Consider the following 13137-nt stretch of genomic DNA (forward strand, 5'->3'; position numbering starts at 1 on the left):
CAGCCCGGCTGCGGCGCAGCAGCCGGGCCAGGCACCCGCCCCTGCCCAAGACGCGGAGTCTTGGGTCGGGCGGGTGCTGAAGCTGCTCGGTGCGGAGCACGAGCAGCAGGCGGTCCGCGGCGGCATGGCAGCCGCGGGAGGGCGCGAAGCAGCGCTGCCGCTGGCGGCGCTGCAGGCAGCGGCCGGCGGCGGGGCGGATGCCGCCGCCGATACGCTGAAGGGCGTGCTGCTGCAGGTTATGGGCAGCAGCGAGGCCCCGCCCGCGGTCAAGGATGCCGCGGGACAGCTTGTGGCGCAGCTGACGGGCCAGCAGCTGCTGCTGAATACGGACCGCACTGCGCCGTTCGCGCAGGTCACGCTGTTCCTGCCGCTGCGCGGACCGGACGGCGAGGAGACGGCGTCGGTGCATATCCAGTCGCGGCGGGGCCGAAAGGGCGAGCTGGATGCGGCGAATTGCCGACTCTGGTTCGATCTGGATATGAAGCAGCTGGGCCAGACCCTGGTGGACGTGCAGGTTGTAGACCGGATTGTCAGCCTGAAGCTGCATAATAACGATCCGTGGGTGCTGGAACTGCTTGAGGGCAGAAGGGAGGACGTAGCGGCGGCTGTTGAATCGATCGGATATCAGCTGTTAAGCTTGCGGACTGAGCCGCTGCCGGAATTAAAGGCGGCATCGGGGTTGTCAGCGTCAGCCAAGCTGGCTGATTTTACCCCTGATTCCTATAAAGGAGTCGATTTTCGCATATGAGCAAGCAGGAGAAGCAGGAAATGTCACCAAGGATGAAAAAGGCGGTTGCCCTCAAGTATAACCCCGGCCAAAGTGATGCCCCGGTCGTTGTAGCCAAAGGACAGGGTGTTATCGCCGATACCATTCTGCAGAAGGCGAAAGAAAGCGGGGTAGCAGTACAAGAGGATGCTGCCCTTGTCGAGGTGCTCTCTAAGCTCGATCTGGACCAGCAGATTCCGTCCGAGCTCTACAATCTGGTGGCAGAAATTTTAAGCTATGTCTATCAGAGCGACCGGCAGGCTGGAAAGCGGAACCTGCAATGAGCAGACCCTCGGCAAGCGGACAGTACACCCGGAAGCAAAAGGGGGCTGCGGCTGAAGCGGCGGCGGCACTCTATGTGGCCTCACGGGGCTACACTGTGCTAGAGACCAATTGGCGCTGCCGCAGCGGTGAGCTGGACCTTATAGCAGAATATCAGGGCGTGCTGGTATTTATCGAGGTGCGGAGCCGCAGCGGAAGTCCGCTGCCGGGAACGCCGGAGGAATCAGTGAATGCCCGCAAAATCCGCCAGGTGCGCAGCACTGCCGAGGTGTATCTGCACATGCGGAGTCTGCAGGAGCAGGCTGTTTCATTTGATGTAATCAGTGTACAGCTGAACCCGGACTTAAGTGTCGCAGCACTCCGGCATATCCGTGAAGCTTTTTGAATAAAAAGCTGTTCAGCCCTTTCTTTCTGCGCCTGCCGAAGCGGCCGAACCTGGTGCGGACGCACAGATTGGGTCATTCCTCCAAGGAAGTGGGTAAACATTATTGTGACTTTTAATGCTACCATGAGGAGGCTGTTCCCGTGAATAACCAACCGGTTAATATACAGGTAAGCTTTGCTTGCCAATATTGTGATCACAAAATAGAAGTGGAGATGGGAGAGCGGCCTTCAGCGGTGATCTGCTGCAGCAAGTGCGGTAAGAGCTTTACCATCATGCGTCCGGCTATTGCCGAGGAAATCCTGATTGACTGGGAGAATGAGGCACTGATTCAGAAGATCAGAGCCGAAAAAAGCTTGAGCAGCCATAGCAGTCTTATGTCTCTGGTCATCCGGGTGATCGAGCTGCTGACCTGGCGCGACAGGGGCAACGGCCAGGTTGAGGCGATTAAGGAAATGCGCAAATGGCTGGTAGAGCATGAAGAGATACCGTCATTAGCTGAATTAATTCATTTGGATTCCAACCAGCGCTCCGGCAAACGGGATTGGCCCAAATCATAGCCGTTACAGCCTGAATTTCAGATTATGCTGATGCCGGCCGCCGCTTCTTATGGGGTGCCTGAGTGATCATTGATCGTGAAGCCCCAGTTTGTGGGGTTATTTTAAAATGTAAGAGTTTATAAGATCTGTGTTTGAAATGACCTTATAGATCCCTTGGATACGGACTCCGCCCTCTGTCTTGGACAGCGGAGCCGTTTCAGCTTGGTATATCTTCAATAGGGTATAAGGATTCGTTACATAACAGGGGGGTTATAAGTTGCCGGATGTCTTTTTTACATCGGATCATCATTTTGGACATAAGCTGATTATAGATTTTGAGTCAAGGCCCTTCGCAAATGTGCAGGAAATGGATGAGGCGATGATTGAGAACTGGAATGCTTCGGTCGCAGCGGGAGATACCGTTTTTCATCTGGGGGACTTCTCATTTCTAGGTCTTGAGGCAACCCGTGACATTGTCAGCCGTCTGAACGGCTATAAGATACTGATCCTCGGCAATCATGACCGCGGGCGGGGCCGGAGCTGGTGGCTGGAGGCGGGTTTTGATGAGGTCAGTGAATATCCGCTGGTGTACAAGGATTTTTTCTTTCTCTCCCATGAACCGATGTATATGAACAGGCATATGCCCTACGTAAATGTGCATGGCCATATTCACGGACAGAAATATGAAGGCAAAAATCACTTTAATATTTGCGTAGAGCATACCGGGTATAGACCGCTGTCTTTTGAATCGATTAGAGATACGGTTGTAGTTAGTGAGGAGGGGTAATGCACATAAGCGCAGATTATGCTGCCGAAAGGCGGGAATTTCATATTTGTGCAAAAACGTATTGTGTACTGATGTTCGTTACAGTGCTTGATCAAGCGTAACCGTCTCTGTATACTATGACTAGACAGCTATACTGCAGAAAATGAGGAAGCACCTTTTTTCTTATGTGATAACGTCCCTTGCGGGCGAATTTCAGGAGAAGAGGTGCTTTTTGTTATGTACGGAAAAATGCATAGTGCCTGCCTTTACGGTATTGAAGGCGTGATGATCGGAGTTGAAATTGATCTGGCCAATGGTTTGCCGCAGACTCATATTATCGGCCTGCCGGATTCTGCGATCCGTGAAGCGGTGGAAAGGGTTCGGGCTGCTGTCAAAAACTGCGGCTACCGCTATCCCCAGCAGCGTGTCACAGTCAACCTGGCTCCGGCTGATCTGCGCAAGGAGGGCACTGCCTTCGATCTGGCCATAGCGCTGGGAATTCTGACGACCAGCGGCCAGCTGGTGATGCCGGCGGCAGAGAAGATGCTCCTGATCGGCGAGCTGGCGCTTGACGGAAGCTTAAGGCCGGTCACCGGGGTGCTGCCAATGGTTGAAGCGGCACGGCGGTCTGGTTTCGGGGCTGTGCTGGTGCCCCGGGGTAATGCAGCTGAGGCTGCGCTGATCAGCGGGATGGCTGTCTACGCAGCCGGCCATCTGCAGGAGCTGCCACCGCCAGAATCGGCTGGCAGCGATGCTCAGCCTGTAATTCCAGCAATGCCTGCTTGCGGATTCGAACAGCCGCTTCCTTTTCCGGTTGCCGTAATTGATGGTCCCGGCACACCTGCGCGGGACAAGCCGCCGGTAATTGCGCGTACTCTTGAACACCTGCGGTATGTCCCGCAATACGATATCCCCGGTTTCACACCATCAGCAGAAGCCCTGATGAGAGAGGATTACAGTGATGTAATTGGCCAGAGCCATGTGAAGCGGGCACTCACTATAGCGGCGTCCGGTATGCATAACATCGTTCTGATCGGACCGCCCGGGACGGGGAAAACGATGCTGATCAAACGGCTTTCCGGGATCCTGCCGCCGTTGAACGACAGTGAATCACTGGAGGTAACCAAAATATTCAGTGCAGCCGGCAAGCTCACGGATACCCGCAGCGGTCTTTTGCGCGGAAGGCCGTTCAGGTCTCCGCATCATACCATATCTGCAGCAGGCCTGATCGGTGGAGGAAGTATCCCGAAGCCGGGTGAGGTCAGCCTGGCACACAGAGGCATTCTTTTTCTGGATGAGCTGCCGGAATTCTCACGGAATGTGCTTGAGGTGCTGCGGCAGCCGCTTGAAGATACTGTAGTTACTATAAGCCGTGCGCGTGCGGCATTCACCTTTCCTGCCCGGTTTTTACTTGCGTGCTCCATGAATCCGTGCAGCTGCGGGTATCTCGGCAACAGCGGCAACCAGCAGCGGTGCACCTGCAGTCCGGCCAAGATTGCCCAATACCGGTCCAGAATTTCCGGGCCGCTGCTGGACCGTATAGATATGCAGGTGGATGTGCCCCGTCCGCCGGAATGGAGCGGCCAGGCTCCCTCGCGCTCTACGGCCGAGATGCGTGATGATGTAATGAGAGCCCAGCAGCTGCAGGCAGAGCGCTACAGTAAGCTGCCTATTTCCTGGAACAGCGAGCTGTCTGGAGCAGCACTCCGTCATTACGCGGCCCTGAATAAGGAGAGCAGCGTGCTGCTGCACGGGATATTGGAGAGCCTTGGACTGAGCATGCGGGCACATGACCGGATTATTAAGCTCGCCCGGACGATAGCCGACCTGGACGGGGAGGCTTCCATCAGCTCCGCTCATCTGGCTGAGGCTGTGCAGTACCGGAATCTGGATAGGAAGGTTCTGGCTGAGGAATCGTTCTGAATCTTTTCCTTCATTATATATGTCACTTCGCAGTATTAACTCCTCAGCGAATCTGCGCATTAGCAGCCCGCAGCAGAGCAAGCCGTCCGGATTGTTTCCGGACGGCTTGCTCTGTTTCCTGACTAATGTTTCACCGGCAAGAGCGGTGATTATAGGATATTAAGCTCAACTTCAATGTTACCGCGGGTTGCGCGGGAATAAGGACAGGCGCCATGAGCTGCTTCTACAAGCTGCCTGGCTGTTTCATGATCGACGCCCTTTACCAGCACATCAAGCTTCACAGCGATGCCGAACCCGCCGTCTTCTACCTTGCCGAAACTTACAGTAGCTGTAACTTCGCTGCCTTCAATCTTTACCTTACCCAGACGGGCCACCATGTTCAGTGCGCTGTCAAAGCAGGCTGAATAACCGGCTGCGAATAATTGCTCGGGGTTTGTGCCTTCGCCGCCGGCACCGCCCATTTCGCGTGGAGTACTGATTGTAAGGTTCAGCTTAGGACTTTCGGACTCAATATACCCGTTTCTTCCACCGACTGCCTTTACAGTTGTTTCATACATTTTTTGCTGAATAGTCATCATTATGAATCACTCCGTTTCGTGTTATAATAAACATTGTACACAACATAATTTAACACAATTAAAATAATAGTCAATAAATTTTTTGCTATTATCATGATATTGCATGTGAATTGTGTTAAAATAATGACACAAAGGCAGGTGAAGAAAATGCAAAAACAAACAACAACCCCTGAATTAATGCTGGACAATCAGCTATGCTTCACTATTTATGCATGCTCGCGTGAATTTACGAAGCTATACCAGCCTCATCTGGACAAAATCGGCCTTACCTATTCACAATACCTGGTCATGATCGTGCTGTGGGAGAAGCAGCAGTGCACCGTTAAAGAGCTTGGCGAGGCCCTCTTCCTGGATTCCGGGACGCTGACTCCGCTGCTGAAGCGGCTGCAGGCTGCAGGACTGATTCTCCGTGAACGTTCGCTGCAGGATGAGCGGAAGGTGCTTATTTCACTGACCGAAAAGGGCTGGGAACTGCAAAGTGAGGCCGTCTGTATTCCAGCAAAGATGGCGGAGGGTTCAATGCTCTCGGCAGAGGAGTTTGTTCATCTGCTGGGCCAGTTCAAAGGCCTGCTCTCCCGGATTCATGAAGCAAATAAAAGTGCGTCTAAATAGTATTGCCAGGGCAGTGTCAATGCAATCGTTCGCATTCCGGCATGAAATCAAGCGAAAAAATATGTATAAATAGTGAAAGTTTTTGAGGAAAGCCCGATTAAATCGTGTTACAATATTCTGGGTTTCACTTTATATAATATAAGTAGGTGCAAATCTGTACCCCGCTGATCAAAACGGAATGCGGTATGGCTGCAGGCTGCCTGTATAAGCCGCCGCAACACTTTAGGAGGCTTCCGGTATGAATATCCACGAGTATCAGGGAAAAGAAGTACTTAAGAAGTACGGCGTAGCCGTACCGAACGGAAAAGTAGCTTATACAGTGGAGGAAGCAGTAGAAGCTGCAGCATCACTCGGCACGCCGGTGGTGGTTGTGAAGGCTCAGATTCATGCTGGCGGACGAGGGAAAGCCGGAGGGGTTAAGGTTGCCAAGTCACTGGATGAAGTCCGCACCTTTGCGGGAGAAATCCTTGGTAAGACACTGGTGACCCATCAGACCGGACCGGAAGGCAAGGAAGTGAAGAGGCTGCTTATTGAAGAGGGCTGCCGGATTGCAAAGGAGTATTACATCGGTATTGTCGTTGACCGCAGTTCCGGACGGGTGGTCATGATGGCCTCCGAAGAAGGCGGAACAGAAATTGAAGAGGTGGCGGCAACCCATCCCGAGAAGATTTTCAAGGAAATTATTGATCCTGCTGTTGGACTGCAGACCTTTCAGGCGCGTAAGCTGGCTTACAGCATCGCTATCCCGAATCAGCTGGTCAATAAAGCAGTCAAGTTCATGCAAGCGCTCTATTTGGCTTTTGTGGATAAAGATTGCTCCATTGCCGAGATTAATCCGCTGGTCGTCACTGAAGACGGAGATGTAATGGCGCTAGATGCGAAACTGAATTTTGACTCCAATGCCTTGTTCCGTCATAAGGATATTCAAGAGCTGCGTGACCTTGATGAAGAGGACGAGAAGGAGATTGAGGCTTCCAAATTTGATCTCAGCTACATCGCCCTGGACGGTAATATTGGCTGTATGGTCAATGGTGCGGGCCTGGCCATGGCAACAATGGATATTATCAAATATTACGGCGGCGAACCGGCCAACTTCCTGGATGTAGGGGGCGGTGCGACGACCGAAAAGGTTACTGAAGCATTTAAGATAATTTTGTCTGACGACAAGGTAAACGGCATCTTTGTGAATATATTCGGCGGTATTATGCGCTGTGACGTCATCGCTGAAGGTGTAGTAGAAGCGGCGCGGCAGCTCGGGCTTACCAAACCGCTTGTTGTGCGGCTTGAAGGCACCAATGTAGCGCTGGGCAAGCAGATTCTGGCCGGCTCCGGACTGAATATCGTGGCAGCGGATTCTATGGCAGACGGTGCCCGAAAGATTGTTTCTCTGGTGTAACACCGTACTCGTATTCGACAAACTAAGTAGGGATGTGACTTAAATCATGAGCATTCTTGTAGATAAAAATACGAAAGTCATCACACAGGGAATCACCGGATCGACGGGCTTATTCCATACTAAAGGCGCGCTGGATTACGGTACCCAGATGGTGGGCGGAGTGACTCCCGGCAAAGGAGGAACCTCTGTTAACATTACGCTAGAAAATGGAAGCGAGGTCAGTCTGCCGGTATTTGATACTGTAGCCCAGGCCAAGGCTGCGACCGGCGCAACAGCAAGTGTCATTTATGTGCCGCCGGCGTTTGCCGCAGATTCCATTATGGAGGCTGTGGACGCTGAGCTGGAGCTGGTTATCTGTATCACGGAAGGGATTCCGGTGCTGGATATGGTCAAGGTATCCCGTTACATGGAAGGGCGTTCGACGGTTCTGATCGGCCCTAACTGTCCGGGCGTCATAACACCAGGGGAATGCAAAATCGGCATCATGCCGGGTTATATTCATACTCCGGGGTATGTAGGCGTAGTTTCCCGCAGCGGAACCCTCACCTATGAGGCGGTACATCAGCTGACAGAACGCGGAATCGGGCAGTCCTCTGCTGTCGGGATCGGCGGTGATCCGGTAAAAGGGTCAGAGTTTATTGATATTTTGAAGCTTTTCAACGAAGATCCGGGCACGAAAGCAGTCATTATGATCGGCGAGATCGGCGGTACTGCTGAGGAAGAAGCAGCACTTTGGATTAAAGAGAATATGACGAAGCCTGTAGTTGGATTTATCGGCGGTGTAACTGCACCTCCGGGCAAACGGATGGGCCATGCCGGCGCTATTATTTCCGGAGGTAAGGGTACCGCCAGCGAAAAAATAGCAGTACTTGAGTCCTGTGGAATCAGAGTCGCTCCGACTCCGGCTGAAATGGGTTCAACGCTTGTAAGTGTACTGGAAGAGCGTGGCGTACTCAACGCTTTTACCACTCATTAAATAATGATTGTGCTCTCTTCAGCCAAATAGTATGATTTGATAAAGGTAAGCAACCTTTTATTCCTGTGCGCAGGGTAAAAGGTTGCTTTTTTTTGCGTTTAACCAGCTCTTTGCTTCAGCAGCTTGCATTTTTATCCGCATTATCACAAAATAGGGAAGGTTGACCCTTCCAATCAAAGGGAGAGTATACATATGGATACACGTGACTTGATATTCGGGCTGAATGAAATGGAGGGTATCGGCTGGAAGAGCATCGACAAAATCCGCCGGGCGGGACTTTTGTCGGATCGTGCGTTTAGTTGCCGGGCAGATGATTGGCTTCAGGTCGGATTAAGCGCGAAAATGTCACAGCGGCTGGAAGCGGAATTTCATGCAGGCTGGATCAAGGAGCGCCGTCTTATAATGGAAGAAAGCGGAACAGCGATGGTAACCGTTCTGGATGAAGAATATCCCGCTATGCTGAAAGAAATAGCCGAGCCGCCTTGGATACTCTATTACCGCGGGCTATTGAAGCTTGCTTCCCGGCCGTCAATCGCTATGGTGGGAACCCGTGTGCCGACTGCTTATGGCCGAAAGATCGGGGAGATGCTGGCGGAACAGCTCAGCCGTTCCGGTCTTGCAGTCGTCAGCGGCTTGGCCCGCGGTATTGACAGTGTGTGCCATGAAGCTGCACTGGCCTGCGGCGGAAGCACAATTGCTGTTGTAGCCACAGGGCTTGACACTGTATATCCGCCTGAGAACCGTGAGCTGGAACGGGAGATTTCCCGTAAAGGGCTTGTGCTCAGCGAATATCCGCTGGGAACCCCAAGCCATCCGGGCCTTTTTCCGCAGCGCAACCGGATTATTGCGGGGCTGACGCTTGGAACAGTGGTTGTTGAAGCAGATTCCCGCAGCGGCTCGCTTATTACTGCTGATGCTGCCCTTGAAGCGGGAAGGGACGTGTTTGCTGTTCCCGGACCGGTTACTTCCCCGAAAAGCCGGGGGGCACTGGACCTGATTAAGCAAGGGGCAAAACTAGTAACCTGCGGTGAAGATATTATTGAAGAATATATAGCATATCTGCCGGTAAAGGCTGAAAATTCGGGACAAAGCAGACGCTCGGATGCCGGTGACGGTGACAGGCTTGCCGAAAAGAAATTGACAAGTGAGGAGTCGCACCTTTACCATATACTGCATCAAGGCCCGTTTACACTGGATGAGCTTCTCTCCAGAACAAGCTGGGATTTTGGACATTTGCATTCAGTTCTGTTATCTTTAATCATAAAAAAAGCGGTAACACAATTGCCTGGTGCAATTTATAAGGTCATTTAATATAGAAGGAACAGAATCGAGTGCATTCTATCAGTCCGTATAACCGGAATGACGGCCGTGCTCACAATACTTTTAGGAGGATTAACCTATGGCGGATACATTGGTCATTGTCGAATCGCCTGCCAAAGCGAAGACAATCGGCAAATATTTAGGCAGTAAATATATCGTAAAGGCGTCTATGGGACATATCAGAGATTTGCCAAAGAGCCAGATCGGCGTTGAGGTGGAGAATGATTTTAGTCCCAAATATATTACGATCCGGGGTAAAGGATCTATTCTTAAAGAACTGAAAGACGCCAGTAAAAAAGTGAAAAAAGTATATCTGGCGGCTGACCCGGACCGCGAAGGTGAAGCTATTGCCTGGCATCTGGCACATGCGCTGGATCTGGACAATACGCAGGAATGCCGGGTTGTTTTTAACGAAATTACGAAGCAGGCAGTAAAGGATGCCTTCAAGACTCCGCGAAAAATTAATATGGATCTGGTGAACGCACAGCAGGCGCGGCGTATTCTGGACCGGCTGGTCGGCTATAAGATCAGCCCGTTATTATGGAAGAAAGTCAAAAAGGGCCTGTCGGCAGGACGGGTACAATCGGTAGCGGTAAAGATTATTATGGACCGGGAGAATGAGATTTCTGCTTTTGTACCGACTGAATACTGGAGCATTACTGCAAAGCTTGGTGTAAAGGGTACGGACTTTGAAGCTAAATTTCACAGGCTGAACGGTGAGAAGAAAGAGCTGGGTAAGGAAAGTGACGTCCAGGAAGTTCTGGAAGCGATTAAGAATGCAGACTTTAAGGTGGCTGAAGTAAAAGAGAAGGAAAGACAGCGTCATCCGTCAGCACCTTTTACGACAAGCTCCTTGCAGCAGGAGGCTGCCCGTAAGCTTGGCTTCCGCGCCGCCAAAACGATGTCTGTAGCCCAGCAGCTGTACGAAGGCGTGGAACTCGGCAAGGAAGGTACAGTGGGTCTAATCACTTACATGCGTACGGACTCTACCCGTATTTCCACAACAGCCCAGGATGAGGCTAAGGAACTGATACAGGCTAAATACGGAGAGAAATTCATCCCGGAAACTCCTCGTCAGTATTCCAAAAAAGCGGCAGGAGCACAGGATGCGCACGAAGCGATCCGTCCGACCTCTGCCCTGCGTGAGCCTGAGCTTGTTAAGGAATACATGAGCCGGGATCAGTTCCGCCTGTATAAACTGGTCTGGGAGCGGTTTGTATCCAGTCAGATGTCCTCCGCCGTTCTTGATACTCTCTCGGTTGACATCACTGCTGGAACTGCTATTTTCCGGGCTGTAGGTTCTAAAGTATCCTTCCCCGGATTTATGAAGGTATATGTGGAAGGCAATGATGACGGAACGACAGATGAGGAGAAATTCCTGCCTCCGCTGAAGGCTGGCGACGAGCTCGACAAGCAGGCGATTGAACCTAAGCAGCATTTTACCCAGCCGCCGCCGCGTTACACGGAGGCCCGTCTCGTTAAAACGCTGGAGGAGCTGGGTATTGGACGCCCGAGTACTTATGCCCCAACACTGGAAACAATCCAGAAACGCGGATATGTGGCGATTGAAGAAAAAAAATTCATGCCGACAGAGCTTGGTGAACTGATTATAGAGCAAATGGAACAGTTCTTCCCGGAAATCCTTGATGTGGAATTTACCGCACATATGGAAGGTGACCTTGACCATGTGGAGGAAGGTGCGGAGGATTGGGTCAGAGTGTTGGCCGGATTCTACGAGTCCTTTGAAAAACGGCTGGAATTCGCGGAAGAAGAAATGAAGGAAATTGAGATTGAGGATGAAGTATCGGATGAGCTCTGTGAGAAATGCGGCAAGCCGATGGTTTATAAGCTTGGCCGGTTCGGAAAGTTTCTGGCCTGCTCCGGATTCCCGGACTGCCGTAACACCAAGCCGATTGTGAAGGATATCGGGGTCACCTGTCCGAAGTGTAACGAAGGCAAGGTTGTAGAGCGGCGCAGTAAAAAAGGGCGGGTGTTCTACGGCTGCGACCAGTATCCGGGCTGTGACTTTGTTTCCTGGGACCGTCCGTCCATCAAACCATGCCCGGCTTGCGGAGCCTGGATGGTGGAAAAGCGCAACAAACAAGGCACCAAGCTCCAATGTACTTCCTGTGATCACACAGAGGCAGTGCTTGAGAGTGATGAATTAGCAGAATAAAAGACCGTTAGCAGGAGGAACAGAAATTGAAAGACTCAGCAAAAGTTACAGTGATCGGAGCGGGCCTTGCAGGCAGCGAGGCTGCATGGCAGATTGCCTCAAGCGGGGTGCCGGTCAGACTATATGAAATGAGACCAGTGGTTAAAACACCAGCCCACCATACCGACCAGTTTGCCGAGCTGGTGTGCAGCAATTCGCTGCGGGCGAACGGGCTTGGCAATGCAGTTGGTGTACTGAAGGAGGAAATGCGGCGCCTCAACTCACTGGTCCTCGGGGCAGCCGACCGCCATGCGGTCCCGGCCGGCGGCGCGCTGGCAGTTGACCGTGACGGGTTCTCAGGAGAAATCACCCGCACGCTGCACGACCATCCGCTCGTAGAGGTTATCAATGAAGAGCTGACGCAGCTTCCTGAGGACGGGATTGTCGTCATTGCCACCGGTCCCTTGACTTCCCCGGCTCTGTCTGCCGAAATCAAGGCGCTGCTTGGCGAAGAGTACTTCTACTTCTATGATGCTGCGGCTCCGATTGTTGAGAAGGACAGCATTGATATGAGTAAGGTATATCTGGCTTCCCGGTATGATAAGGGAGAGGCAGCTTATTTGAACTGTCCAATGAATGAAGAGGAGTTTGACCGGTTTTATGATGCACTTATTACAGCTGAGACTGCAGCATTAAAGGATTTTGAGAAGGAAATCTATTTCGAAGGCTGCATGCCGATTGAAATTATGATGAAGCGCGGTAAACAGACGGCCTTGTTTGGACCTATGAAACCGGTAGGTCTGCTGAATCCCCATACAGGCAAGCTGCCATTCGCAGTTGTTCAGCTGCGCCAGGATAATGCAGCAGGCACCCTGTACAACCTGGTAGGCTTTCAGACTCATCTGAAGTGGGGCGAGCAGAAGCGGGTGTTCTCCATGATTCCGGGCCTCGAGAATGCCGAGTACGTCCGCTATGGTGTAATGCACCGCAACACGTTCATTAATTCTCCGAAGCTGCTTCATCCGACCTATCAGATGAAGGGGCATGAAAGACTGTTTTTTGCCGGCCAGATGACAGGTGTTGAAGGTTATGTGGAATCCGCTGCTTCAGGAATGATTGCAGGTATTAATGCGGCCAAAGCAGCGCTGGGCCAAGAAGGTCTTATATTCCCTGAGGACAGCGTCCTGGGCAGTATGCCTGCTTACATCACTTCTGCTGATCCGAAGCATTTCCAGCCGATGAATGCCAATTTCGGGCTGCTGCCGAAGCTGCCGAACAAAATCCGCAATAAAAAAGAGAAAAATGAACTGCTTGCCCACCGTGCACTGGATAGCCTGGCTGCATTTGCAAGGCAGACAGGCCTTGACTATAAGGAACCGGTAGCAGCTGTGGAGCAGGATCAGGCATAATTTGAAGTTTGCACAGCATAAGCTTATGATTTA

General features: G+C 52.0%; 12 protein-coding genes and 1 pseudogene. 12 read left to right on the forward strand and 1 reads right to left on the reverse strand.

The window, feature by feature from the left end:
- From BN3772_RS09820 to BN3772_RS09845, 6 genes and pseudogenes are all read left to right on the forward strand, one after another.
- A pseudogene (locus tag BN3772_RS09820) lies at positions 1-748 on the forward strand (DNA ligase); the annotation flags it as partial.
- Positions 745-1050 (forward strand): EscU/YscU/HrcU family type III secretion system export apparatus switch protein, encoded by a 306-nt coding sequence (locus BN3772_RS09825; protein WP_042199146.1) that lies wholly within the window; start codon positions 745-747, stop codon positions 1048-1050. The pseudogene BN3772_RS09820 and the gene BN3772_RS09825, both read left to right, overlap by 4 nt.
- The gene (locus BN3772_RS09830; protein ID WP_042199147.1) at positions 1047-1433 is read left to right on the forward strand and encodes a YraN family protein; all 387 of its coding nucleotides are present in this window, start codon (positions 1047-1049) and stop codon (positions 1431-1433) included. Before BN3772_RS09825 ends, BN3772_RS09830 begins: the two co-directional genes overlap by 4 nt.
- Before the next feature lie 140 nt (positions 1434-1573).
- Positions 1574-1990 carry a hypothetical protein gene (locus BN3772_RS09835; RefSeq protein WP_052380449.1) on the forward strand — a complete coding sequence of 139 codons (417 nt, stop codon included), beginning with the start codon at positions 1574-1576 and terminating at the stop codon, positions 1988-1990.
- Positions 1991-2246: 256 nt separating this feature from the next.
- On the forward strand, positions 2247-2756 hold the full coding sequence (locus tag BN3772_RS09840; protein WP_042199148.1) for a metallophosphoesterase: 510 nt from the start codon (positions 2247-2249) through the stop codon (positions 2754-2756).
- 216 nt (positions 2757-2972) lie between these two features.
- The gene (locus BN3772_RS09845) at positions 2973-4658 is read left to right on the forward strand and encodes a YifB family Mg chelatase-like AAA ATPase (protein WP_042199149.1); all 1686 of its coding nucleotides are present in this window, start codon (positions 2973-2975) and stop codon (positions 4656-4658) included.
- A gap of 149 nt (positions 4659-4807) precedes the next feature.
- On the opposite strand, the gene BN3772_RS09850 is transcribed toward BN3772_RS09845, so the two are convergent.
- Positions 4808-5236: an organic hydroperoxide resistance protein gene (locus BN3772_RS09850; RefSeq protein ID WP_042199150.1), complete on the reverse strand. Its 429-nt coding sequence runs from the start codon at positions 5234-5236 to the stop codon at positions 4808-4810.
- A gap of 147 nt (positions 5237-5383) precedes the next feature.
- Between BN3772_RS09850 and BN3772_RS09855 the strand changes: the two genes are divergently transcribed.
- The 6 genes from BN3772_RS09855 (at position 5384) to trmFO (ending at position 13104) form a co-directional block, all read left to right on the forward strand.
- On the forward strand, positions 5384-5848 hold the full coding sequence (locus BN3772_RS09855; RefSeq protein WP_042199151.1) for a MarR family winged helix-turn-helix transcriptional regulator: 465 nt from the start codon (positions 5384-5386) through the stop codon (positions 5846-5848).
- Between the two features lie 238 nt (positions 5849-6086).
- Complete coding sequence (gene sucC, locus BN3772_RS09860; protein ID WP_042199153.1) at positions 6087-7244, forward strand: ADP-forming succinate--CoA ligase subunit beta; 1158 nt, start codon at positions 6087-6089, stop codon at positions 7242-7244.
- Positions 7245-7290: 46 nt separating this feature from the next.
- Entirely contained in the window at positions 7291-8220 is a 930-nt protein-coding gene (sucD, locus tag BN3772_RS09865) for a succinate--CoA ligase subunit alpha (RefSeq protein ID WP_042177551.1), read from the forward strand.
- A 192-nt stretch (positions 8221-8412) separates the two neighbouring features.
- On the forward strand, positions 8413-9531 hold the full coding sequence (gene dprA / locus BN3772_RS09870; RefSeq protein ID WP_209443634.1) for a DNA-processing protein DprA: 1119 nt from the start codon (positions 8413-8415) through the stop codon (positions 9529-9531).
- Between the two features lie 88 nt (positions 9532-9619).
- Positions 9620-11716 (forward strand): type I DNA topoisomerase, encoded by a 2097-nt coding sequence (gene topA / locus BN3772_RS09875; RefSeq protein ID WP_042199154.1) that lies wholly within the window; start codon positions 9620-9622, stop codon positions 11714-11716.
- A 26-nt stretch (positions 11717-11742) separates the two neighbouring features.
- Positions 11743-13104 carry an FADH(2)-oxidizing methylenetetrahydrofolate--tRNA-(uracil(54)-C(5))-methyltransferase TrmFO gene (gene trmFO / locus BN3772_RS09880; protein WP_042199155.1) on the forward strand — a complete coding sequence of 454 codons (1362 nt, stop codon included), beginning with the start codon at positions 11743-11745 and terminating at the stop codon, positions 13102-13104.
- The last annotated feature ends 33 nt before the right edge of the window (positions 13105-13137 follow it).

The sequence above is a fragment of the Paenibacillus camerounensis genome (assembly GCF_000723885.1).
In the GTDB taxonomy this organism is placed as follows: domain Bacteria; phylum Bacillota; class Bacilli; order Paenibacillales; family Paenibacillaceae; genus Paenibacillus_AQ; species Paenibacillus_AQ camerounensis.